General features: G+C 62.2%; 15 protein-coding genes and 3 pseudogenes. 8 read left to right on the top strand and 10 right to left on the bottom strand.

Features of this window, described 5'->3' with window-relative positions:
• Window positions 1-179 precede the first annotated feature (179 nt).
• Window positions 180-505: pseudogene (locus EN807_RS36480) on the top strand (tyrosine-type recombinase/integrase); the annotation flags it as partial.
• A 245-nt stretch (window positions 506-750) separates the two neighbouring features.
• Here EN807_RS36480 and EN807_RS12755 read toward each other — a convergent pair.
• Window positions 751-1113 (bottom strand): annotated as a pseudogene (locus EN807_RS12755) (transposase); the annotation flags it as partial.
• Between the two features lie 313 nt (window positions 1114-1426).
• On the opposite strand from EN807_RS12755, the gene EN807_RS12750 reads away from it, so the two are divergent.
• Genes EN807_RS12750 through EN807_RS12740 form a run of 3 tightly spaced genes read left to right on the top strand, consistent with a single transcriptional unit; the run spans window position 1427 to window position 6797 of the window.
• A complete protein-coding gene (locus EN807_RS12750) occupies window positions 1427-2830 on the top strand; it encodes an acetyl-CoA C-acetyltransferase (protein WP_135935155.1) in 1404 nt (467 codons plus the stop codon).
• The gene (locus EN807_RS12745; RefSeq protein WP_189522401.1) at window positions 2827-4932 is read left to right on the top strand and encodes a 3-hydroxyacyl-CoA dehydrogenase NAD-binding domain-containing protein; all 2106 of its coding nucleotides are present in this window, start codon (window positions 2827-2829) and stop codon (window positions 4930-4932) included. The genes EN807_RS12750 and EN807_RS12745 overlap by 4 nt, the downstream gene beginning before the upstream one ends.
• Entirely contained in the window at window positions 4929-6797 is a 1869-nt protein-coding gene (locus tag EN807_RS12740; protein WP_135935154.1) for an acetyl-CoA hydrolase/transferase C-terminal domain-containing protein, read from the top strand. Before EN807_RS12745 ends, EN807_RS12740 begins: the two co-directional genes overlap by 4 nt.
• Window positions 6798-6879: 82 nt before the next feature.
• Here EN807_RS12740 and EN807_RS12735 read toward each other — a convergent pair whose 3' ends face one another.
• Window positions 6880-9165, bottom strand: coding sequence for an acyl-CoA dehydrogenase (locus EN807_RS12735; protein WP_135935153.1), 2286 nt, complete (start codon window positions 9163-9165; stop codon window positions 6880-6882).
• Window positions 9166-9704: 539 nt separating this feature from the next.
• Between EN807_RS12735 and EN807_RS12730 the strand changes: the two genes are divergently transcribed.
• Window positions 9705-12545, top strand: a complete 2841-nt coding sequence (locus EN807_RS12730) for an AMP-binding protein (RefSeq protein ID WP_135935152.1) — start codon at window positions 9705-9707, stop codon at window positions 12543-12545.
• 1022 nt (window positions 12546-13567) lie between these two features.
• Here EN807_RS12730 and EN807_RS12725 read toward each other — a convergent pair.
• Both EN807_RS12725 and EN807_RS12720 read right to left on the bottom strand, forming a co-directional pair.
• Entirely contained in the window at window positions 13568-14176 is a 609-nt protein-coding gene (locus EN807_RS12725) for a hypothetical protein (protein ID WP_210239976.1), read from the bottom strand.
• Window positions 14177-14756: 580 nt separating this feature from the next.
• Entirely contained in the window at window positions 14757-15761 is a 1005-nt protein-coding gene (locus tag EN807_RS12720) for a reverse transcriptase domain-containing protein (RefSeq protein ID WP_348640244.1), read from the bottom strand.
• A gap of 132 nt (window positions 15762-15893) precedes the next feature.
• Here EN807_RS12720 and EN807_RS36475 point away from each other — a divergent pair.
• Window positions 15894-16056 (top strand): annotated as a pseudogene (locus tag EN807_RS36475) (IS3 family transposase); the annotation flags it as partial.
• A 39-nt stretch (window positions 16057-16095) separates the two neighbouring features.
• On the opposite strand, the gene EN807_RS12715 reads toward EN807_RS36475, so the two are convergent.
• From EN807_RS12715 to EN807_RS12690, 6 genes are all read right to left on the bottom strand, one after another.
• The gene (locus EN807_RS12715; protein WP_135935151.1) at window positions 16096-16500 is read right to left on the bottom strand and encodes an isochorismatase family cysteine hydrolase; all 405 of its coding nucleotides are present in this window, start codon (window positions 16498-16500) and stop codon (window positions 16096-16098) included.
• Window positions 16501-16580: 80 nt separating this feature from the next.
• Window positions 16581-18173 carry a gamma-glutamyltransferase gene (gene ggt / locus EN807_RS12710; RefSeq protein ID WP_135935150.1) on the bottom strand — a complete coding sequence of 531 codons (1593 nt, stop codon included), beginning with the start codon at window positions 18171-18173 and terminating at the stop codon, window positions 16581-16583.
• A 38-nt stretch (window positions 18174-18211) separates the two neighbouring features.
• Entirely contained in the window at window positions 18212-18904 is a 693-nt protein-coding gene (locus tag EN807_RS12705; protein WP_135935850.1) for an ABC transporter permease, read from the bottom strand.
• A complete protein-coding gene (locus EN807_RS12700) occupies window positions 18901-19611 on the bottom strand; it encodes an ABC transporter permease (protein WP_135935149.1) in 711 nt (236 codons plus the stop codon). The genes EN807_RS12705 and EN807_RS12700 overlap by 4 nt, the downstream gene beginning before the upstream one ends.
• Before the next feature lie 76 nt (window positions 19612-19687).
• Window positions 19688-20539, bottom strand: a complete 852-nt coding sequence (locus tag EN807_RS12695) for a transporter substrate-binding domain-containing protein (RefSeq protein ID WP_065011376.1) — start codon at window positions 20537-20539, stop codon at window positions 19688-19690.
• 93 nt (window positions 20540-20632) lie between these two features.
• Window positions 20633-21274 carry a GntR family transcriptional regulator gene (locus EN807_RS12690; RefSeq protein ID WP_246684071.1) on the bottom strand — a complete coding sequence of 214 codons (642 nt, stop codon included), beginning with the start codon at window positions 21272-21274 and terminating at the stop codon, window positions 20633-20635.
• Window positions 21275-21437: 163 nt separating this feature from the next.
• Here EN807_RS12690 and EN807_RS12685 point away from each other — a divergent pair, with 163 nt between their 5' ends.
• Both EN807_RS12685 and EN807_RS12680 read left to right on the top strand, forming a co-directional pair.
• Complete coding sequence (locus EN807_RS12685; protein WP_135935147.1) at window positions 21438-22361, top strand: LysR family transcriptional regulator; 924 nt, start codon at window positions 21438-21440, stop codon at window positions 22359-22361.
• 167 nt (window positions 22362-22528) lie between these two features.
• Entirely contained in the window at window positions 22529-24901 is a 2373-nt protein-coding gene (locus EN807_RS12680; protein WP_189522398.1) for an aminotransferase class III-fold pyridoxal phosphate-dependent enzyme, read from the top strand.
• Window positions 24902-24959 lie beyond the last annotated feature (58 nt).

Below are 24959 nucleotides of genomic sequence, written 5' to 3'. Positions count from 1 at the left end.
GCAACGCCCGCTAGTAACCACTTGGCTTGAATGGTTGTAGGTGATCGACAATCACGCGTTACAATCCATTGGCTCGCTGGAAGTGCTGCGGCTGCGGAGGGCGGCATGGGAGAGAACTATGCCTAGCTGGAACAGGGCCACTTCGTTGGTCAGAAGCCTCCTCTCAAGCCGCACGAGATCGAGCTGCCGTCGGTGCTTGGATCGCCCGTCGCCACCTCACTGAGAGAGATTACCTTTTCCCGAGTCGCGTGCGAGCGAAGCCGCATTTGTCGACAAGACAGTACGGAAGGATTGTCGGTAAATGGGTTTTGAGTATCGGGTTTGACCCGAAGCGATATGGAACGCACTCCATCAGACGCACGAAGGCTGCACAGATTTAAAAGAAGACGGGCAACATCCGTGCCGTTAACTTCTCCTCGGGCACGCCAAGCTGGAGAGCACCGTCCGCTATCTCGGGATCGAAGTGGACGACGTATTGGCGATCTCTGAACAGGTCGAACTATAGACCCAGCGAAGCGTCGCTATCGGAAGCGGCGCTTCGTGACCCGTTCGAGACTTTGCGGGACCTATCTGGCGGCTCGGAAGCGGACGTTCCCAAAAACCAGCAATTCTGACCCGAAGCCGACCTCTACTTCCGCACAATGGATGGCCGCTTCGCGCCCGTTAGCGGCCGTGCGCTTTCCCGAAAGTCGGCATTCGTTCAGCTTCGCGCTGGCAGGCTGCGGTGCAATAGGCATAGACTGCCAGTTCACCCCATGAGGCGGTCCAGCGGGCGGCGGGATCAACAGGCGAGGCAAACTTGGGGCTCGACTGGCGTGCGGCACCGAAGGCGGCATCGTCCAGCGTGGCGAGATACTTGGCCACGGCTCGCTTGCCTTGGGATTGAGTTCCTTGGCCGTCTCGATCTCTCGTTGGCGATCAGTGTCATGCTGGCATCGACCGCAAAACCTTCACCGCCGACCAGGCCTTCCACCATGCAGCGCCGCACGACGGTCTCGAACAATTCGCGCAGCAGATCGGCATCGCGGAAGCGTCCGCGGCGGGTCTTGGAGAAGGTTGCGTGGTCCGGCACATCACCCTCAAGGCCAAGCCGGCAAACCACCGATAGGCCAGGTATCCGCTTCGCTGAGAGCGACGCCCATAGTGGATGCGATCAAAAGAAGCCGGGCGTTGAGCTCGCGGTAACGCGCGTCACCTTTGGGCGTCAGCCGCACGAGCTTCGAGCGCCGGTGCTTCGGATTGTCGGTGAATTCCACGAGCCGCTCGGCCGCAAGCCCATCCGCCAGCCGCAGATGCAACCGGAACCGATCGGCAGCTTTGAACGTTGGGCATTTTAGGGGATTTTGTGCTGCGGAGGCATGATCGCTGTTCTCCAAGAAAGAAAATTCAGCTCGACATCCCGCCGATGAATATGGGGAGCAACGTGATGGCCCAGGCGCCGAAATCCGCTGCGAAGGCGAAGAGCCCGGCCCGTGCGGCGAAGGCGACTGCAGCCAGGAAACCAACCACCGGCAGATCGAGAAACGCCAGTCGGACCGAGGCGAGTTCCGGCCGTCCCGTCTATCTGGTCGATGGCGCACGGACGCCTTTCCTTCGGGCTCGCAACAAGCCGGGACCGTTCACGCCGGTGGATCTGGCGGTCCAGTGCGGACGGCCGCTGTTCGCGCGCCAGCCTTTCTCTCCGGACGAATTCGACACCGTCATTCTCGGCTGCGTCAATGTCATCGCCGACGAGATGAACCCTGCGCGCGTGGCGGCGCTCAGGCTCGGCATGGGCGCGGCGATGACGGCCTTCACGGTCCAGATCAACTGCGGCTCCGGCATGCAGTCGATCGATACCGCTTTCCGGATAATCGAAGCCGGCAAGGCCGATCTCATCCTCGCCGGCGGAGCCGAAGCGCTGTCTCATGCACCCCTGGTGCTTCGCCAGCAAGCGGTCGAGTGGTTCGGCGGCTTTGCATCGGCGAAGACGCCTTGGGAAAAAGCGACCGCGCTGGCGGGCTTACGGCCGGAGATGACGAAGCCCGTGATCGGCCTCGAACGCGGCCTCACAGATCCGATTACCGAACTCAATATGGGCCAAACGGCGGAGGTGATAGGCCATCTCTTCGGCATCACGCGCGAAGCTGCCGACGCCTACGCCCTGCAAAGCCATCAGAGTCTGGCCCGCGCCCAGAATAACGGCTTTCTCGAGGGCGAGGTCAACCCCGCGGTCACCCGCGACGGCAAGCTCTATGACCATGACGACGGCGTGCGGCCGGACACGTCGATGGACAAGCTCGCGAAGTTGGACCCGGTGTTCGAAAAACCCTACGGCAATGTCACCGCCGGCAATTCCTCCCAGATCACCGACGGCGCATGCTGGACCGTGCTCGCATCTGAAGAGGCGATGAGAAGGCACAAGCTCACGCCGCTCGCCCGCATCATCGACAGCGGATGGTCGGCGCTCGATCCCTCGATCATGGGCCTTGCCCCGACATTGTGTTCGACTGAAATCCTGAAACGGCGAGAACTCTCGCGCGAGGACATCGATCTCTGGGAACTCAACGAAGCCTTCGCCGCGCAGGTGCTCGCCTGTCTCGCCGCATGGGAGGATGAGGAATATTGCCGCGACGTGCTCGGCCTAGACGGGGTCTTCGGGCGCATCGACCGCGACCGGCTCAATGTCGACGGAGGGGCGATCAGCCTCGGCCACCCCGTCGGCACGAGCGGAAACCGTCTCGTGCTTCATCTTGTCAATGCCATGCGCCGGCTCGGGTTGAAGCGCGGCATAGCCACCGAGTGCATCGGCGGCGGACAAGGCGGCGCGATGCTCCTGGAGGTCGCATGATTCCGGTCACGAAGGCCTCCGTCTGGAAGGCGCTCGCTCCCCGCAACATGGAATTGGGACCGCAGGACGCTCCGAAGGTTTTCACGCACTCGCGGCTGAGCAAGGGATCGGACGACATTGCCTGGCTTGTGCTCGACAGGGCCGACGAAAGCACCAACACGCTGTCGGAAGCCGTGCTCACCGAACTCGACACCGCATTTGGCGACGTCGAGGGAATGGGCGCCAAGGGCCTCGTCATCCGCTCGGCCAAGAAGAGCGGCTTTATCGCCGGCGCTGACATCCGCGACTTCAAAGGCGTGTCCGAGGCGGGCGAGGTCGAGACGCGCATGAGGCGGGCGCATGAGATCGTCGACCGGCTGGCGGCGCTTAGGGTACCGACCGTGGCGATCATCCACGGGCATTGCCTCGGCGGCGGGCTCGAAATCGCGCTCGCCTGCAAATACCGCATCGCCCTCGGCGACGCGACGTTGGGTTTCCCCGAGATCAGGCTTGGCCTGCACCCCGGGCTCGGCGGGACGTTCCGGCTGCCGGCGCTGATCGATCCCGTCGAGGCGATGACGATGATGCTGACGGGAAAGACCGTGCACGCAAAAAAAGCCAAGACGCTCGGTCTCGTCGACGCGGTTGTCGAAGAGCGCCATGTCGAAAACGCTGCGCGGGCGGCCGTGGCCGGCAAGATGAAGACAGAACGCGGCAACTGGAAATCAGGTGTATTCGCCCTCTCGCCGGCACGCCAACTCGCCGCCCGCCAGATGCGGACCAAGGCGGAGAAACACGCGCCGAAGGAGCATTATCCTGCGCCCTACCGCCTTATCGATCTCTGGGAGGGGCACGGTAGCGACGCCAACGCAATGCAAAGAGCCGAAATCACGTCATTTTCCGAACTGCTCGCCAGCGAAACCGCGCAAAACCTCGTCCGTGTCTTCTTCCTGCGCGAGAAGCTGAAGGGCGCCGCCAAGGGCGAAAGCGGCATCCGGCACGTCCATGTCATCGGGGCGGGCACGATGGGCGGCGATATCGCGGCCTGGTGCGCGGCGCGGGGACTGCGTGTCACGCTTGCCGACCTCGACCGCAACGTCATCGCCAAGGCGATTGGCCGCGCCGCGGAATTCTACGACAAGAAGCTTCATTCAAGCATCGAACGGCGCGACGCGCTCGACCGCCTGATGCCCGATTTCGACGGTTCCGGCGCCAAGGCGGATCTCGTCATTGAGGCGGTCGTGGAGAAGGCGGACGTGAAACGCAAGGTGTTTGACGCGATCGCGCCGAAAATGAAGAAGGACGCCATCCTCGCCACAAACACATCGAGCATTCCGCTTGAGGTGCTGCGCGAAGGCCTCGCTTCTCCCGATCGGCTGGTCGGCCTGCATTTCTTCAACCCGGTTGCCAAAATGGAGCTTGTCGAGGTTGTCGCTCACGACCAGGCGAGTAAGGCGACGCTCGACAGGGCGCATGCCTTCTGCGGCGCGATAGACCGGTTGCCCGCCGCCGTGAAGAGCGCGCCCGGCTTTCTCGTCAACCGGGCGCTGACGCCGTATCTGACGGAGGCTTTCGCCATGCTCGACGAGGGAACGTCCAAAGAGACGATCGACCGCGCGGCGGAGGAGTTCGGCATGCCGATGGGACCGATTGAACTCGCCGATCGCGTCGGGCTCGACATCGGCCTGGAGGTCGTCCGGATGCTCAAGGATGAGCTCGACGATCCTATCCCAGAGATTCCGGCTTGGCTGGAGAAGAAGATCGAAAGCGGCGAGACCGGCCGAAAGGCCGGCAAGGGACTTTACGCCTATGACGACAACGGCAAGCCGAAAAAGGCGTCCGACACGCCGGCGCCCGGCCCGGAGATGTCGGACCGCCTCGTTCTGCCCATGCTCAACACCTGCGTGCGCTGCCTGCGCGAGGGTATCGTCGAGGACGAAGAGACGCTCGACGGCGCGATGATCTTTGCCACCGGCTTCGCGCCCTTCCGCGGCGGGCCGATGCATTATGCGCGCAGCCGCGGTGTGGCGGACATTCCGGAAACGCTGAAGCGGCTTGAACAGCAGCACGGGCCTCGATTTGCCCCCGACAACGGGTGGGACGCAATAAGCGGAGAAACGTGACGGGCAAGCCGGACCAGCACCAACAGGCCGAAAGCGTCGCCGACCGTATCATCGAGCGCCTTGGCGGGCGCATCGTGCTCGCGCTTCCGCTCGGACTTGGGAAGGCCAATCTCGTCGCTAATGCACTATTCGAGCGGGCGGTCGACGACAAGGCGATCGATCTCGAAATATTCACCGCGCTGACGCTGGAAAGGCCTTCCGGGTCGAGCGACATGGAACGCCGCTTCATCGAGCCGCTGAACGAACGGCTATATTCGGGCTATCCGGGTCTAGCCTTCGCCAAGGCGCTGCGCGACGGCTCGCTGCCGGAAAATGTCCGCGTCAGCGAGTTCTTCTTCGTCGCGGGACGCTGGCTCTCGGTCGAGAATGCCCAGCAGAACTATGTCTCGGCCAATTACACGCATGCCGGCCGCTACGTGCTCGACCGCGGCATCAACGTGGTCGCTCAGCTTGTCGCAAAGCGTGGCGATGGTGCGGACGCCGAGTACAGCCTGTCCTGCAATTCCGACATCACGCTCGATATCCTGCCGGTACTGAAGGCCAGGCGCGAGCCGGTCCTGCTGGTGGGCGAAGTGAGCTCGCAACTGCCCTTCATGCCCGGCGAGGCGGTGCTGCCGGCCGGCGAATTCGATCTCATTCTCGACGGACCTGACCGCGATCGGCCGCTCTTCGTCGTGCCGAGGGAACCGGTGTCGGCAGCCGATCACGCCATCGGCATCCATGCGGCAGGTTTGGCGAAGGACGGCGGAACACTGCAGATCGGGATCGGCTCGCTGGGCGATGCGCTGGCGGCCGGCCTGATCCTGCGGCAGCGGCAACCCGAGCTTTTCGCCGGCACGCTGTATCGCCTGTCGCCACACGCTCAGGCCGAAGGGCGGGAGACGGGAAGCTTCGAGACCGGCCTCTACGCCGCCAGCGAGATGTTCGTCGACGGTTTCATGGATCTTTACCGGGAAGGCATCCTAAAGCGCCGCGTCTCCGATGGAGCCATCCTCCATTCCGGCTTCTTTCTCGGCAGCCATGAGTTCTACGCGTTTCTTCGCGACCTGCCCGAAGAGGAGCGTGCGCTTTTCCAGATGCGCGGCATTTCCTTCGTCAATGAGCTTTACGGCGAGGAGGAAAGAAAGCGCGCCGATCGCGCGCATGCGCGTTTCGTCAACAATGCGATGATGGTCACGCTCATGGGGGCAACCGTCTCCGACGCGCTTGACGACGGCCGCGTCGTCTCCGGCGTCGGCGGGCAGTACAATTTCGTCGCCCAGGCTTTCGCGCTCGAAGGCGCGCACTCCATCATCACGCTCAATGCGGCGCGCCGGACGCGCGGGCGCCGCGAATCGCGCCTCGTCTGGTCCTACGGCCACACGACCTTGCCGCGGCACCTGCGCGACATAGTCGTGACCGAATACGGCGTTGCCGATTTGCGCGGAAAATCCGATCGCGACTGCATTGCCGCCATGCTTGCAATCGCCGATTCGGCTTTTCAGGACGAACTGCTCGACGCGGCGAAATCCGCCGGGAAGATCGAGAAGGATTTTGCCGTTCCGCCGGCCTTTCGCCGAAATACGCCGGAGCGGATAGCGGAAGCGCTTCTCCCGTTGCGCAAGGAAGGCTGGTGCACCAGGTTCCCATTCGCTACGGAATTCACCGAGGAGGAGCAGCGTCTGATTCCGGCCCTGCGGCATCTGAAGGATATTAGTGCGTCCGGACGATCGCTTGCGCGCGCGGCTCTTGCGTCCCTGGCCGAAGGCCGGCCCGACCGAGAGGAGCGCGCCGCGCTTGAAAGGATGCAGCTTTCAACTCCCGCGAGCCTGCGCGAAACATTTTATGCAAAACTGCTTCTCTGGGCGCTCAGGCACGTTGAATAATTTGCCCTGGTCCGGGGCGATCCGGCACTGCGCGCGCCAACTGCGTTAATGCCAAAGCGATCTCGACGTCCGCCGCCTGCCTCTATTCGGCGGCCTCCGAGCGGGTGGAGCGCTTGTTGCGCGCCGCCTTTTTCCGTCGGTGCTGCGCTGCAATCGGCGACACCTCTTCCATGGGGAAAGCGTCGACGGCCACCACGCGATCCGCCGCCGCCTTGGCTTCGGCAAGCTGCTCGAACTCCGCCGCGCTGATGATGCCCTTGTCGCGGGCGACCTGCGGATCGTCCACATGCTCCTCGCGCATCTTCTTCTCGATGGATGCCGCGGCGGTGACCAGCTTGAATGCCTGCTCGAGATCCTTCAGCGGGTGCTCCTTGTGTCCTTCGCCCAGATAGATGTCCAGCGTCAGCCGGTCGCGCTGCGGCGAATCCTTCATCAGCGTTTCGGCCACCGCGTTCGTCAGTTCGTCGGACGGCATCGGAGCGGGTACGCCCACGGGAAATGCGAGCAGCCTGACAAGATAAGCCGCCCAGCGCGCCGGCAAATTGTCGAGCACGCCGGCAAAAGCGGCCGCCATGCGGCCCTGGCCCTGGCGCATCACATAGTCGACGATCGGCCGGTCTTCTTCCCGCCGCCCCTCCGTCTCGAAGCGCTTCAGAACCGCGCCGAGCAGATAGAGTTCCGCCAGGACGTCGCCCAGCCTGGCCGAAATCATCTCCTTGCGCTTGAGCGCGCCGCCCAGCGTCAGCAGCGCGAAATCGGCGAGCAGTGCGAAGGCCGCGGCATGGCGCGAAAGCTGTTTCCAGTAGCCGGGCATCGCCGCGCCATCCGGGGCCGGCCCGATGCGCCCGCCCGACCAGCCGCGCACGAAGGCCCGTCCGGCGGTGGCGAACGCATGACCGAGATGGCGCCAGATTGCCTTGTCGAAGGCGTCCAGGCCCTTCTTCTCGTCCTCGTCGGCCAGCGCCAGCATCTCCTTCAGCATGTACGGATGCGAGCGGACCGCGCCCTGCCCGAAGATCATCAGGTTGCGCGTGAGGATATTGGCGCCCTCGACCGTGATGCCGATCGGGGCCGACCTGTATTGGCTGCCAAGATAATTTCTCGGGCCGTCGATGATCGACTTGCCACCGTGAATGTCCATCGCCTTCTCGACGGACTCGCGCATGTGTTCGGTGGCGTGGAATTTTATGATGGCCGAGATCACCGATGGCCTGTGTCGCTCGTCGAGGGCGGCGATGGTGAGCCGCCTTGCGGCATCGATCAGGTAGATATTCGCAGCGAGGTCGGCGAGCGGCTTCCGGATGCCCTCGAACATGCCGATCGGCACATCGAACTGGGTCCTGACCCGCGCATAGGCTCCCGTGGCGCGCGCACATATGGCGGCGGCGGCCGCCGACTGGGAGGGCAGCGAAATGCCGCGGCCGGCGGCAAGTGCGGTCATCAGCATCTTCCAGCCTTCGCCGATCTGCTTCTCGCCGCCGAGGATCAGGTCGAGCGGCAAAAACACGTCCTTCCCGTAGAGCGGACCGTTCTGGAAATGGGTGAATTGCGGAATGTGCCGCTCGCCATGGGTCACGCCCGGCGTCGAAGTCGGTAGGAGCGCAACCGTGATGCCAAGTTCCGCTCCACGGCCCAGACGATTTTCCGGGTCGTACATCTTGAACGCGAGGCCCACGACCGTGGCGATCGGTCCGAGCGTGATGTAGCGCTTATGGAAGTTGAGCCTGATGCCCAGAATCTTCTCGCCCTCCCACTCACCATATTCGACAATGCCGGTGTCGGTCATCGCCGCCGCATCCGAGCCGGCATCCGGCGAAGTCAGGGCGAAACAGGGGATTTCGCGCCCGTCGGCAAGCCTGGGCAACCAGTAATCCCGTTGCTCGTCGGTGCCGAAATGCATCAGCAATTCGCCGGGACCCAGCGAATTCGGCACCATCACCGTCACGCCCGCCACCACGCTGCAGGAGGAGACGGTGCGGACGACTTCCGAATGCGCGGTATTGGAAAAGCCGAGGCCGCCATATTTCTTCGGTATGATCATGCCGAAGAATTTCTTCTCGCGCAGGAAATCCCAGACCTCACGCGGCAGGTCGCGGTCCTCCCAGTTGACCTTCCAGTCGTCGACCATGGCGCAGAGTTCGCGCACCGGCCCATCCATGAAGGCCTGCTCCTCCGCGGACAGTTTCGCGGGCGGCATGGCGAGAAGCTTGTTCCAGTCGGGATTGCCGGTGAAGAGCTCGCCGTCCCACCACACTGTGCCAGCCTCGATCGCGTCCCGCTCGGTCCCGGAGATTGGCGGTGTGGCGCGCGAGGCCCACTTGAATATAGGCCTGGTGATGGTGTCGCGGCGGAAAGTACGCAGGCTCATGAAAAAACGCCTCCCGTTCCTCCATCATAGATGGAATGCCGCGCACCGCGATAGGGTTCCGGTGGCGTCCCTCGCCTGCACGCTCCGCATCAGAATATCGTTGGGTGTTGCCACCACCGGTCGAACCTCCCGGCGTGTCATGAGTGCTGCGTCCGGCGCCCATGAGAACACCGGCCTTGCTCTGTATCCGCAGATTGTTCTGAACGTGCCTCACTCCGGATACGGATTCGGTGCAACCGGCGTGGTCAGACTGCCTTCACACGAAGACCAAAGAAATCGAAAGGCCCCCGCCTAAGACAGGCACGACGCCCATCGTTCCGCCGAGCGAGTTGCCGGAGCAACAGCCTGAACCTGATTAGTTTACTAGCTCCCGGCCGTTGCAGAGCCGCCGGAACGCTATAGTTAAAACACAATGGCTGCCGCCGCCAACGGCTTCAATCCGCATCAATGCCATGCGCAGATTGCTCTGACCGTACGCTTGATCGCATCAACGTCCAATTGCCTGAAGCCGTTGGCATGGCTTGAAAACGGGCACGGAGATGGTTGCCACGACTACCGATGACAGGAGATCACGCGAGGGCGACCTGATCGCCGTTGTGCGCGAGTTCGTGAACGAGCTTCAGCCACAACGTGCAAATGCGATCGACATTTCGCCATCAAGCCGGATCGAAAGGGATCTCGGTATCGACAGCCTTGGTCGGACGGAGCTGATTCTGCGGATCGAGCGCGCGTTCCGGGTGCGACTGCCTACTCAAATAGTCGGCGAGGCGGACACGATTGGCGATCTGGTCAATGCTCTCGAACATGCCGGCGCCCGACCAGGCCCGGCCCGCACCGTACAGGCGCCCTCCGACCTTCCTCCCGTTCCGGCTGCCAGCGAGGCCGGGACGCTCGTCGAGGTTCTCGACTGGCACGTAGCGCAGCATCCCGATCGCCTGCACCTGACTATCCTGCAGGACGACACGACGGCATTGGGGGCAATGACTTACGCGGAACTGGCGCAATCGGCTCGCGCCGTCGCGGCCGGATTGATCAGCCGCAATGTCGAGCCGGGCGATCGTGTCGCTTTGATGCTGCCCACGAGCCTCGATTTCTTCTCCGCATTCTTCGGCATTCTCTACGCCGGAGCCGTGCCGGTGCCGATCTATCCGCCGATGCGGCTGTCGCAGATCGAGGACCATCTGCGTCGCCAGGCCGGCATCTTGAGCAATGCCGGCGCCCGCATGCTCGTCACCATGCAGGAAGGAATGGGCCCTGCAGCGCTGCTACGCGGACAGGTCGAAACCCTGGACAGCGTCGAGAGCGTCGCAAGTCTCAGCACCGATTCCGCAGCCACGCCGCTGCCGCCGGTCACGGACGACCGCTCGACCGCGCTGATACAATATACGTCAGGCAGCACTGGAGATCCGAAAGGCGTCGTGCTGAGCCACGCCAATCTGCTTGCCAATATTCGGACCATGGGCGCGGTGATGGAGGCGAGTTCGGCTGACATCTTTATCAGCTGGTTGCCGCTCTATCACGACATGGGGCTGATCGGCGCGTGGTTGGGGTGCCTTCATTTTGGCGCTCCGCTTTATGCGATGTCGCCATTGAGCTTTCTCGTGCGCCCGGAGAGCTGGCTCTGGGCCATGCACAGTTTTCGCGCCACCCTGTCCGCTTCCCCGAACTTCGGATTTGAGTTCTGTCTCGCCAAGATAGACGACGCCGATCTCGAAGGGCTTGATCTAAGCTCGCTCCGCATGGTCGCAAACGGGGCGGAGCCGGTCAGCGTCCAAACGCTGCGTCGGTTCATTGAAAGATTTGAGCATCATGGCTTCAAGCCGGGAGCCATGGCGCCGGTCTACGGCCTGGCCGAGAACACGGTGGGGCTGGCCTTTCCTCCGCCGGGCCGCCCGCCGATCATCGATCGCGTGGATCGTACCGCGCTGACCGGCCGTGGCGCAGCCGCGCCCGCCGGCACCGGCGATCCGAAACCGCTTGAAATCGTCGCTTGCGGACATCCACTGCCAGGTCATGAAGTCCGCATCGTCGATAGGACCGGCCGCGAAGTTGGCGACCGCCAGGAAGGCCGGCTCGAATTCCGCGGCCCATCGGCGACCTCCGGCTATTTCCGAAACGATGCCAAGACGCGCGAGCTGTTCCGCGATGGCTGGCTCGACAGCGGAGACAGGGCATACGTGGCGAGCGGCGATGTCTACATCACCGGCCGGGTAAAGGACATCATCATCCGCGCCGGGCGTCACATCTACCCGCAAGAGGTCGAAGAGGCTGTCGCGGGCATCCCCGGCGTGCGCAAGGGAGGCGTCGTCGTGTTCGGCGCCACCGATCAATCCACCGGAACGGAGCGTGTGGTTGTCGTGGCGGAAACGCGCGAGACCGACAAATCCGCCCGCGCGGAGTTGCAAAAACGCGCTCATGCGGTTGCAACGGATGTCGCCGGGACGCCTCCCGACGATATGGTCCTCGCGCCGCCGCGAGCCGTGCCGAAGACATCCAGCGGGAAAATTCGCCGCAGCGCGGCCAAGGAGCTTTACGAGAGCGGGACAATTGGAACGCCGCAACGCTCGCTCTGGTGGCAAGTCTTGCGGCTGTCGCTTGCGGGAGCAGGTCCGCAACTGAAGCGGCTGCGCCGGCTTCTCGCCGACGTGCTCTACGCCGGATGGTGGTGGATCGTCGTGGCCTGCAGCTTCCTGTTGGCGTGGCTGGCGGTGACGCTTCTTCCGCGACTCGACTGGCGCTGGGCCGCGGTGAGGATGATCGCCCGTGCTGCGCTCGCCCTCGTCGGCGTGACCATCACGGCGAGCGGCATCGAGCACATTCCCCGCCGCAACGCGGTGCTCGCGTTCAACCATTCGAGCTACATGGACGCCTTGGTCTTGGCTGCGGTTCTGCCAAGGGAACCAGCTTTCGTGGCCAAGAAGGAGCTGGCGGGACAGGTCTTTGCCGGGCCCTTCCTGCGCCGGTTAAGCACACTGTTTGTCGAGCGCTATGATGTTACCGGCAGCCTTTCCGACCTTAAGGCCTTGACCAAAATCGCCGGGCAGGGGCACATTCTCGTGTTCTTCCCTGAGGGCACGTTCACGCGCAGGCCAGGGCTCTCCGCCTTCTATCTTGGGGCTTTCAAGATTGCGGTGGACGCCGACCTGCCGGTATTGCCCGGCATCATCCGTGGAACGCGATCCATGCTGCGCGGTGACCAATGGTTTCCCCGATGGACGCCGGTCACAATCGAGATCGGCGCCCCCATCGTGCCTTCAGGAACCGATTTTGAATCGGCATTGCGTCTTCGAGACGCAGCACGCCAAGCGATCTTGGCACGCTGTGGAGAGCCGGACCTCGGCGAGATGGTCAAGCCGACACGGCCAGAGGCCGAATCTTGAGCTTGAGAACGGATCCGTCGACGGTGTGACGCGAGAAGCATTCGCTGAGGGTCGGTCTAGCTGGACCACAGTAATACACGGCTTTGCATCGGTGATCTTCGCGCACAGATAGACGCGCTAAGGGGAACTTTGCTGCACTCACTGAACAAGCCCGTTTGATTTTCCCGCTTGCCAAGAGCATCACGACTGCAGCTTGGTCAAGCTGGATAAGGCCTCCGTGTGCCCATTGGATAGTGCGCGGGCGAGGCGATCAAGGCAACCGCAATAGCAAGTAAAAGGCCTTTCAGCATCAGCGTACCCCACAAGCGGTTCGTAACGGCGATCGTTTCATTCGCGACCTGAACAGACGCTGAATAGCCCCACCCAATTCAGCCGGCGTCCGCATCGGTGGGGAGCCGTCATTTTCTGCCAATGCTATGACTGACTGCCTTGCTGGACTTTGCGGACGCTCGCTGCGCGAAATTGAACTGGTCGCGGCGGGCAAAGGACGAAGAGCGAACGCATTCCTACATAAGCCTGCCGAACCGCGAACGGCAGGTTTGGAGAAACGCCACGAATGTCCTGAAATGGCGCAACGTGGACCTACAGCCTTGCCGTCGGTGATGTCTGCTTTCGGGCAGTGGCAGGGCACCCTCTATGGCCGACACGCGGCGCAAAGCGGTCGTTCACGCCGCAGCTCACCTAAGTCGTCTCGGGTCGTAATTCCGGCTCAGCAGAAGTCACAGATGCTGGTTTCGCACCAGTTTACTTGCCGTCGCGGCATGCTCGATCGGTCGCGCCAACCATTCCATTCGCACGTCGTTACCGCCTTTTGCCGCACGCATCGCCCCAAGGGTCTTTCCAGCCTCGAAATAGCTGGACTAAGATGCCGAGCCGATGAGGCGCCGAGCTACCCCAACTCGAACCGAAAGGCCGCAGATCTGGTGTCTGGCGCTGCGCTCCCTCGCCTGCTTGCATCGGCGCTACCTCCTCGGCCGGTCGCGCAGCGCATTGGAATTCGCCCGTCGTCTCCGCATGGCCGCCTACGGCCGGAACAGCCGTTTCAATACGAGATGGACCGGCAAGTAGGCGACCAGGGGCAGGAGCACCATGTACAGGCCGAGATACATGCGTGGCGGCAAGATCTTCTGCCGCTCCGGACCAAACCCGTGCACCCAGTTGATGTTCTCGTCGGGCCGGGTGAACCAGTAACTTGCAGCCAGTACCACCCAGGCGAGAGCGGTCTGCGCTTTGAACGCGCGGCGGTCGTAGCCTTGCCGGATCAGCATGAAAATAATGATGACCGGCATGAACAAATGAAAGCCGGACAGCGCCCTCGCATATGCGGGCTCCCTTGGATCGAACATGTAGGCAGCGAGCCCGGTCAGCTTGCCGCCGGTCACGAAGTCCGCCAACCAGGCGAACTCGAGCGGCAGAACGCCGACTGCCATCATCGAATAGAGGAGTCGGCTGCCGGTCCACAACGCGATCAGCACGGCAAAGAGCGCAATATCGGAGAACCACAGGAAATTGCCGGGGCCGTATCGCAACCAGTATACCGGCGTGAGCACGGCGACAAAAAGCGTATAGGGCAGAGTGATCCAGAGCGGGTATTTGGGGATCGGGGCTTTACTGCGCTGCTTTGCCGCCATGGCTGGCCCTTTCGCGGACTGGCGCGGCGGCAAAACGCCAATCGTAGGCGCAAGGACTGCTCTCGAGCCATCAATGGCTTCGCCGCCTGGGCTCAATCAGCTTTATCGATCCTGGATCCTTTATGCTCGCGAAGGTCTCGAAACCGACTGAGGTGAACGCGCGGATCTCGGGGATAAATGTTTGCAGCCTCATAGCGTTCCATGGACCGCCGCTTCAGCCGCCCGTCGGGCTAAATGGAGGGCCGAAGTCCTCGTCGATCAGCCGCTCATACTCGGCCTCAGCCTCGCCGTAGTCGGCCGCGTGGCTCCCGGAGCCGAACACAGGGAATTACGGTGACAGTGCACATTTTGCCAAGTTTTGCTCAGCTCGACTTGCATTGCCGCGCCGCCGATGTCGAAATCGGGCGGCCGGTGAGCAGCAAAAAAATAGTGCAATCGCGGTAGGGACGTTCATTGCTGAGCGCCCCCCGCACAGAACCGGACGGGCCCGATTAAGGCATCCGGCTCCCACCTTGGACCTTGGATGAGTGACGGCGAAGCGCGCGCTGGGCCATGGGTGGAGGATGCGCGGTTTCGGCAGCTACTGGCCAGCGATCCGCCGGATGCGATCCCATTTGGTCCGATCTTTCTGGCTGCGTCGCCGCAACGCCCGGAACCAGAGTTCGGTCACGCGGTCGCGGAAGGCGCCGAGGGCGGGGCCGTTGGTCGGGACGGCATGGTAGTTGTACCAGCCGATGACGACCCTTTTGAGCCATCGCCCCTGGTCGGGGATCGCTTGGTGCCGGCGCCGCGTGAGTTCTGCCTTGAGCGCACGCAGTTTGGCCTGCATCCGGTCGCTCCGGGACTTCCGCCGGAGCTGGAAGCGGCCCTTGCGCGAGCGGCCACAGATATGCGTGAACCCCAGGAAATTGAACGTCTCCGGCTTGCCAAGGCCGGCCCTTTCGCGGTTGGTCGCCGCAAAGCGGCCGAACTCGATCAGGCGCGTCTTGTCCGGATGCAGCGCCAGCGCAAACCCCGCCAGCCTCTTGTGCAGGTCCGCCAGGAACCGCTCGGCGTCGGCCTTGTGCTCGAAGCCGGCGACGATGTCGTCGGCATAGCGCACGAGGATGACCTTACCGCGGGCGTGGCGGCGTCGCCACCGATGTGCCCACAGGTCGAAGACGTAGGGGCGATAGATGTTCGCCAGCAGCGGCGAAATCACCGCGCCTTGCGGTGTGCCCGCCTCGCTCGGCGTCTCCACGCCATCCTCCATCACCCCGGCCTTAAGCCATTTGCGGATCAGACGGATCACCCGCCGGTCGCCGATGCGGTGCTCGGCGAAGCGGATCAGCCAGTCGTGACTGACCGCATCGAAGAACCCGGCGATGTCGGCGTCCAGCACCCAGTTCACCCGTGCCCGCTCGATCCCGACCGCAAGTGCGTCCAGCACATCATGCTGGCTGCGCTCCGGCCGGAACCCGTACGAGAACCCGAGGAAGTCTTCCTCGTAGATCGCGTTCAGCACCTCGCTCACCGCGCGCTGGACAATCTTGTCCTCCAGCGCCGCCAGGCCGAGCGGGCGTAGTCGGCCGTCGGGCTTGGGAATGAACCTACGCCGCGACGGCTGTGCCCGGTACGCTCCTCGGCGCTGCGCGAGCTGCTCTCAAAAAATGGTAGGGCCCGCCGCCAGGCGCGAGGCGGTCGCGCATCTGCAGGCCGCGATCGGCCTGTCGGCACGCGGCCGCACTCGTCGCTCGGCTATCGGACGCCGGCGACCTTCGCCGCGACACTCACCGCAAGAAGACGCTGCACTATTTGGCGGCTCCGCGTCTTCGCCGGTTGCTCGGGCCGCGCCCTACGGCGTATCACCAACCGCCGAGGCTCTAATTGCGACTGGATGAAAATTCAGTGGCAGGTCACGGGGCATCCAGTGGCATCGACTAAGAAATCGACGAAGAAACGAGATCGTGACCATGCCTCGCCGCGGCCTCGCAGCAGAAATTGGTCATGAACCCGGTCACGACGATACGATTTACCGACATTTCCCGCAGCATCTGCTCCAGACCGGTGCCCGCGAAGCAGGAGTAGCGCTGTTTGCTAATCGTCAGGGCGCCGGCTGGGACCTTGAGTCTCGGGTCGTCCTCGACCTCCTCGGGGCCCGCGACGAATCCGAGTTCACCTGGCTCGCCGCTGAAATCAAACATACGGCCAGCGTCCGAGCCATCAGCACGATGAACGTGGCGGACATGAACCACGAGATCACCGGCTGCGTGCCCCGCCGACGCGATCGGAATTCCCGACGCAATGCAGGGGCGAGGCAGGATCGATATAGACTTTCTGGACATCGATCACGAGGATTGCGCGTCATTCGATTTCCCTCCTGGCAGCCTAAGGCAATTGCATCTTTGCGGTGGTCGGGAGACCCTTAGACTCCGAGCGCAACGCCGTCTTTCCTTGGTTCCGAAGCGCCCGTCAGAGTGCCGTTCTCCCAGTCGATGCGAATCGCTTGAGCGCCGCCGATCGGATCTTCCGCTGGACAGAAGGTGAAGCCTCGCAGTTCGAGCTCGGCTTTGGTCAAGCCGTGAACTGTGTGCTCTGCCTCCACTCTCGTCCCGCTAGAGGTCGGCATCACGCGCGGCAGGTCGATCGCCTCCTGCAGGTCCATACCGTAGTCGAGGACCTTGGAGATCAGATGGGCATGGCCGAGCGCCTGATAGTAGCCGCCCATGACGCCGAACGGCATTTCCACCCTGCCGTTGCGCGTCAGCATGCCCGGAATGATCGTGTGAAGCGGGCGCTTCGACGGTCCGATCAGATTCGGATGGCCGGGCTTGAGCGAGAAACTCTGGCCGCGATTGTGCAGGATGACGCCCGAGCGGGGTGCGACCAGCCCGGTGCCGAAACTGTCGAAGATGGAGTTGATGAAGCTCACGGCATTGCGGTCGCGGTCGACGACCGAGATATAGACGGTGTCGCGATGAAGCGGCATTTCGAAGGGGGGCAGATCGATCAGTGCCTTTCTCAGGTCGATCATTGCCGCAAGCCTGTCGGCCAGCGCTTCCGACAGCAGTTCGTCCACAGGCACGTCGGCCTTTTCCGCGTCGGCGATCCAGGCGTCACGGGCGGCATAGGCAAGGCGCGTTGCTTCGATCTCGACATGCAGCCGGTCGGGCGACTGCGGATCCCCCTTGGCTTCGAAGCGGCTCAGGATGTTGAGGATCAGGAGAGCGATTATGCCCTGGCCGTTCGGTGGACATTCATGGATCGTGTGGCCGCGAAAATCAGTAGTGACCGGTGTGACATATTCTCCGCGCGCACTCGTGAAGTCTTCCAGCGTGTGGAGTCCGCCGAGCGAATTCAGATAGGACACCATGTCCTCGGCGACAGGCCCCTCGTAGAATGCGCCGCGTCCCTCGGCGGCAATGCGTCTTAGCGTATCCGCCAGCTCCGGCTGACGGTGAACCTCGCCGATCCCTGGAGCCCGTCCGCCGGGTAGGAAGATTCGCGCGGCCGTCGCGTCGGCGGCGAGCAGTTTTTCTTCGATGGACCAATCGCGATGAACGCGCGGCGTGATCGCGTAACCCTCTTCAGCAAGCCGGATCGCGGGCGCGAGCACGTCGGCAAAGGGGAGTTGGCCGTGATCGGCGTGGAGGCGTGTCCACGCGTCGATTGCCCCGGGGATCGTTACCGCCGCGGGCGACTGGCGGGGCACCTCCGTCAGTCCTCGCTCATTGAACCAGTCGGCGGTGAGGGCCGCCGGCGTCCGGCCAGACCCGTTGTAGGCGATGACCTTGTCGGAACCGTTGGGCGCGTAGAGCGCAAAACAGTCGCCGCCGATGCCGGTCGAACCGGGCTCCACGACGCACTGCACCGCGCAGGCGGCAATGGCCGCATCCATGGCGTTGCCGCCGAAATCCATGATCTGCAGCGCGGTGAGGGTAGCGGAAGGGTGCGAGGTCGCCGCCATCGCATGGCGCGACACGGCAACGGATCGCGTCGGCTTCTCGAAATTGCGCATTTCGTTCGTTCTCCTCGTCATTACCGCAAACGCAGGTCTCACGCCCGCGCCCGGTAAGGTGTGAGCCAGGTTTCCAGCGCGTTCAGTGCCGAGATGATTGTGAAATTGAGCGTGAGATAGATCGCGCCGGCGGCGACGAAGACCTCGACGGCGCGATAGGTCTGGGAAATGAGCCCCTGCGCGATGCCGGTGACCTCCAGCAGCGTGATGATCGATGCAAGCGACGTGCCCTTGATCATGAGGATGATTTCGTTGCCGTAGCTCGGGATCGCTTGGCGCAGGGCCAGGGGCAGGATGACGAGGCGCAGCGTCAGCAGCCGCGACATGCCGAAGGCGGAGGCGGCCTCGACAAGGCCGCGCGGCACGCCCTGTATCGCGCCGCGCAGGATCTCGCTGCCATAGGCCGCAGTGTTTAGGCTGAGCGCGAGGATCGCGCACCAATAGGGCTCGCGGAACAGCCACCAGAGCCCGGCCGCCTGGAGCGACGGACGGAATTGTCCGAGGCCGTAATAGATGAGGAAAATCTGCACGAGCAGGGGCGTGCCGCGAAAGACGGCGACAAAGGACCGAATCGGCCAGACCAGTATCCAGTGGTTTCCCTGTTGCGCCAGTGCGAGCAGCAGGGCCACGACGAAGCCGATGCTGATCGACCAGCCCGCAAGCTGCAAAGTCAGCGGCAAGCCGGAGAGAAGGGTGGGAACAATCTCGAGAAAGAAGGCGAAGTCGATCACGCGCGGACTGTGCCTCGCCATGCTCGAGTCTCGCCGTAGCGGAAGACCGAGGCGGTCATGGCCGCAATCACGAAGTAGAGCAAGCCCGCAGCTATGTAGAAGATGAAGGGTTCTCGTGTAGATCCGGCGCCGATCTGCGCTTGTCGCATCAGCTCGACGAGGCCGATCACGGAAATCAGTGCGGAATCCTTGAGCACCAGCTGCCAGACATTTCCGAGCCCGGGCAGAGCATGGCGCATCAATTGCGGCATGGTGACCAGGCGCAGTGATTGAAATCGGGACAGGCCAAGCGCCTTCGACGCATCAAACTGGCCGCTATCCACGGCTTGGTAGGCGCCGCGATAGACCTCGGCCTGATAGGCACCTGATATGATACCGAGCGCCAGGACACCCGTTGCAAAAGCCGGCAGTCCGATAAAGCCGGCGTTGCCGAAGAATTCGCCGAGCTGCGTCAGTGCAATGCTGCCACCGTAGTAGAGCAGATAGATCGTGAGGAGGTCGGGCACCCCCCGAAATAACGTGCCGTAGGCGTTCGCGAGCCAAGACGGGATGCGGCGCGAGGAGAGCCGACCACCGGCCGCCAGCGCGCCGAAGACGGCGCCGAGGAGAAAGCCGAGGACCGACAACGATAGCGTAACACCGGATGCGATGACTAGGGCCGCCCCCCAGCCGCCCTCCGCCAGTGCGAGAATATGCGTGATGTCCATATATGAACCGGAGCCTTTCAGCGCGCTGCCCGGCGCAAACGGCTCGCGCCGTTCCGCCAGGCAGCTCCGCCCGCGCCTATTTGACTGGCGTCACATCCGCCTTCAGCCATTTTTCCGACAGGCGCTTGATGGTGCCGTCAGCGATTGCGCCGTCGATCGCGGCGTTCAGCATCTCCTTGAGCTTGGCGTCTTCCTTGCGCAATCCCGCACCGGTTCCGAAGCCGAACAGGCCGCCGACGAAGCCTGGCCCGGCAACTGTGAAATCGGCGAATTCAGGCTTTGCGAGCGTCGCGGCGAGGGCTGTCTGCTGTGCAAACAGCGCATCGATCCGGCCGGCCGCCAGGTCGAGGTCATGCTGCTCGGTCGTCTTGTACTCGCGAATTTCGATTGTGTCGGCGAAGTATTTTTTCAGGAACTCGAGCATGGTCGTCGCGGCCTGGACGCCGACCACCTTTCCCTTGAGAAGTGGCTTCAGCTTCTCGATCGCTGCAGCCGACGCCGCCTCGTCGTTCAGATTGTATTTTTCCGCCAGACGGCCGAGCTTGCCGAGCTCGCTGTCCTTCGCGACGGCGAACCCGCCTGGATCGACCGCATATGGCTGCGTGAAGTCAATGGTCTCGAGTCGCTTCGGTGTTATGAACATGCCGGCCATGATCACGTCGAACTTACCCACCTTCAGCGAAGGGATGAGGCCCTCCCAGTCCTGGGCGATGATCGTGCACTCGACCTTCATCCGGGCGCACAGGTCGTTGGCGAGCTCGATCTCAAAACCGTCGAGCTTGCCGTCGGCGGTGGTGAAGTTCCAGGGAGCGTAGGCACCCTCGCTCGCGATGGTTATGGCCTTTGGCGCATCCTGCGCGAACGTGGTCTGGACAAAGCTGAGCATGCCAAATACGGCCGCGGCGGCGGCCAGGCGATGAATTTTCATGTGCGTTCCCCTTTCATAGGCTGATCCAGCTGTTCCCGTGGCCGGTTCCGGTTTGTTGCCGGTTTTGGGCCATTCCTCTCAGGCCGGCGTCGATCACCGGCTCGGAGTCACGAACTCGGCCAGCATCGGTGCCGTGCCGAGAATATGTTCCTGCATCACCTGTTCCGCATGGTGAGGTTCGCCCGAACGCAATGCTGCGATCACAGCGGCGTGCTCCTCGCGTGCAGAATGCGGCTTGTCGGCATCATCGAACCAGATGCGCATGTAGGGCTCTATCAGCACATGCAGCGCCGAAATCTGGTGTATGAGCTTGGGCCTCCGGCTGAGCGCACAGATGCGGCCATGGAATTCCTGATGGCGGACCACCCAATCGCTGCTGCCGCTCTGGCCCGCGCGTTCCATACGATCGAGCAGGCGCTCGAGCTCTTCGAGTTCCTCCTCGTCGATCCGCGGCATCGCAAGCCTGACCGCGAGTCCTTCCAGAACGGAACGTATCTCGAAAATCTCGTAAAGCTCATCAACGGTTAGGCCGGCGACGACACATCCCCGATTGGGGCGCAGAACCACCAGCCCGTCGGAAGCCAGGCGCCGAAAGGCCTCCCGCACCGGCATTCGGCTCATGCCGATTTCGGCCGCAATCTCCTCGGGAATGAGCCGGTCGCCCGGTTTGTAGCGGCCGAGGCGGAGGGCCCGCTGAACATGGCTGTACGCCTCCTCCTCTGCGGTGGCGGACATACGTGGCTCTGTCGAAAATTCTGCTGGCATATGGCCCTAAAGTATTTTTGTATCCACATATCCAATCATTGTCTGGACACGAGGTCAATAACCCGCCCAGCGACTGCGATCAGAAAATGCCGTAAGCAGCTACACCCGGACGTCTCCAGGAATTTGCCATCCAGTGCGTTTGGTGCAATCTGAATTCATGAAGATATCGGGGTCCGATCTCCATCTGTTTCGTGTCTTTGAAAGCGTGGTCCGCAATGGCGGCATATCTGCAGCACAGATGGAACTGTCGCTTAGCCAACCTACGGTCTCCAACCATCTGACCGCGCTTGAGCAACGGCTTGGCGTGAAGTTGTGTGAACGGGGGCGCCGCGGGTTTTCGCTCACAGAAGAGGGGCGCCGGGTTTACGAAATCAGTACGGAAATCACCAGGATGCTGGACGCCAACTCGGCCCGGCTTTCGTGCCTCAGAAGCGTTTTGGCGGGAAAGGTCGGCATCGGTATCGTCGACTGCATGGCGACCGACCCGAGTTTCCGGATTTCTGATGCGATTGCCGAGCTTTCCGAAACCGCACCGGAAATCGAGTTAAATCTCAAGATCATGCGGCCCAACGATATAACAAAGGCGGTGGCTGGAAGCGACATAGACATTGGAATAGGTGGTTCCGACATCAAAGTCGCAAGCTTGAAATACCAGATCATATACCGTGAAGAACATGCGGTATTTTGCGGATCGACGCATCCGTTGTTTCACCGAAAGGAAGAGGCGATTACGAGTGCGGAATGCTACGGCCATCCCTGGGTACTCAGAGGCTATTGGTATGGTATCCGGCGCCACCGCTTTGACAACTCAGCCGCAAACCGCGTGACGTTTGATATTGAGGCGCAGCTTTTGATGGTCCTGTCAGGCGCCTACCTCGGAGTTCTGCCGATGCATTTTGCGAGCTTGTTCGAACAGCAGGGGCGTCTGCGCCGACTTCCCATAGCCGATGAGGCCTATTTCGCCGACATCGAGGTCGCCACGCGCGCAGGTGAACAGGCTGCCAACGTCGCCTATGTCCGCGACACGATCATCAAGGCACACCAGATACATTTGTAAAAATCAATGTATCGGTTCTCTGGATGATATTCTTGCGACGCCGGCAGAGGTCTAGCCTCTAGCACGGCTGGCGATGCGCAGGGCAACAATGCCGCCTGCGGCGCCAAATGTGCAGCAGCGACTTGGCCGCCGCGTCGAGCGTTTTGATCTTGGTTCCAGGGTATGAAATGAGCACAGACGCTCTGCTGCTTCGCAACCTTCCCAATTTTTCGCTGGAAGCGACAAGGCGCGTGGTCGCGACCGGTTACGGGATTGAGGGGACGTACAGGCAACTGGCTTCCGAACGCGATCTGTCCTGGCGGATTGAGGGCACCGATGGTCGCGACGTCGTCGTCAAGATATCGAATGCAAGCGAGCCTGAAGGCGTCGTGGACATGCAGGTCAAAGCCCTGAACCATATCTTCGAGCGCGATCCGGCCCTTCCGGTGCCTCGCGTCGTTCCTTCCCTCGCGGACGCCCCCTACGAATGGATCGAGGACGAGCACGGCTCCCGGCATATGATCCGTGTGCTGACGTTCCTTTCGGGCGAAGTAATGGAGCGAGTCGAGGAAGCGTTTTCCGCCCGGACTCGGTTCAACATAGGGGCGATGGTTGGACGGCTTGCCTTCGCGCTACGCGATTTTTTTCATCCATACGCAGGCAGCAATGTGCACCTCTGGGACATCTCACGCGCCCTTACCTTGCGCCCGCAGATAGTAAAGATTGGCGACGCCAGGCTTCGGCAATTGTGCGAGGAGATTTTCGATCGCGCCGAGCGCTTTACCCTTCCCCAGTTGCTGAAGACACGCCGGCAAGTCGTGCATCAGGACGCGCATGGCGGCAATATCCTTGTCGATCCAAGAGATAGTACCTCGCCGGTGGGAATCATCGATTTCGGCGATATGGGCTTCAATTCCATTGTTGCCGACATTGTCACGGCCTCCGAGACATTCTCGAAATTCGATGACGATCCGATTGCCTACCTTTGCGACGTGACGTCAGGCTTCGATTCGACGTACCCGCTCGAAGAAAATGAGATCGATCTCATTTTCGATGCGATGCTCCTGCGCCTCGCGATGGCCACTGTCATCGTGGAAGCGAGAGAAGCTACGGATGAATCCGGCATCCGCCACATCGAAGACGCCAGCCACTACCCTCGAATGATGGAGTTGCTGAGCCGTCAGGGCCGCGCACAGGCGGTCCGCAGGCTTCGTCAGGCATGCCGCTTTCCGGTGTATGACGCCACCAGCGGTGGCGAGCCTCTCGCAACTGACTATGACGTGCTCAGGCATGAGCGCGAAGCTCACCTGGGATCGATATGGCATTTCTACAAGGAGCCGCTGCACATCGCGCGCGCTCGCGGAGCCTGGATGTATGCCGCCGACGGCACCGCCTATCTGGATGTTTACAACAACGTCCCTCAGATTGGTCATTGCCATCCGCATGTGGTAAAGGCGATCTACCGCCAGGCCAGCGCGTTGAATACCAACACGCGGTACATGTGCGACGTGGCGATCGAATACGCGGCGCGCCTGACCGCCGACCTGCCTGGTCACCTCGACACCTGCATCTTCGTCAATTCAGGCAGCGAAGCCAACGATTTGGCGATGCAGATAGCCATGTCGCTCAGCCGGCACGATGGCGGCTTGATCGTCGACCAGGCCTACCATGGCTGCACCGACCTCACGACGGCGCTCTCAAATGAAAGCTGGCGTCATCTTCCTGCTGATCAGCATCCCAACTGGATTGAAACTCTGATGGCCCCGGACATGTACAGGGGCCCTTTCGCAAACGATTCCCAAGCCGCAGCAAAATATGCTGCTGACGCAGACAGGGCGATAGCTGCCCTGCGCGAAAGAGGCCACAGGCCGGCGGCGTTCATGGTCGACACCGCCTTATGTTCAAGCGGAGTGCTGCGGGCCCCAGAAAACTATTTCAATCTCGTCGCGGAAAAGGTCCGTTCGGCGGGCGCCTTCGTCATTGCAGACGAGGTGCAGGCCGGTTGTGGCCGCATGGGAACCTTTTGGGGGTTCAGGGCGAATGGGCTCAAGGACAACAATATTGACTTCATAACAATGGGCAAGCCGGTTGGAAACGGCCACCCTCTGGGCGTTGTTATCCTCAGTTCTGAACTCATGAAGCGGTTCCTCAATGGCACCTATCCGCTGTTGTTCAGCACCTTTGGCGGCAACACCGTCGCATGCGCGGCCGGCATGGCCGTGCTGGATGTCATTGAGCGAGAAGACCTGATCAAGCGGAGCGCCGCCACAGGAGATTATCTGCGGAAGGAGCTTGGGCATCTGGCTGAACAGCACGCCATCATCGGCGACATACGCGGACGTGGGATGATGACCGGCGTCGAACTGGTGACGGATCGTCTAACAAAGGAACCGGCTGTGACACAAACCGACCGGCTTGTTGAACACATGCTTGCCCGAAACATCCTCATTGGGAAAGCGACGCCTAAAACCCTCAAGCTACGCCCGCCACTGATCTGGTCGCGAGACGAAGTCGACACTTTCATCAGCGCTTTTGACGGCAGCTTGAGAAGCCACCAATGAACCCTGCCAGGGACTCACCTGGAAGGATCTCTCGAGAGTGGAACACCTGGCCTGCCGG

Source organism: Mesorhizobium sp. M5C.F.Ca.ET.164.01.1.1 (assembly GCF_004792125.1).
GTDB lineage: Bacteria > Pseudomonadota > Alphaproteobacteria > Rhizobiales > Rhizobiaceae > Mesorhizobium > Mesorhizobium wenxiniae.
Note: the sequence above shows the minus strand (reverse complement) of the source record. Positions and strands in the feature narration are given on the sequence as shown.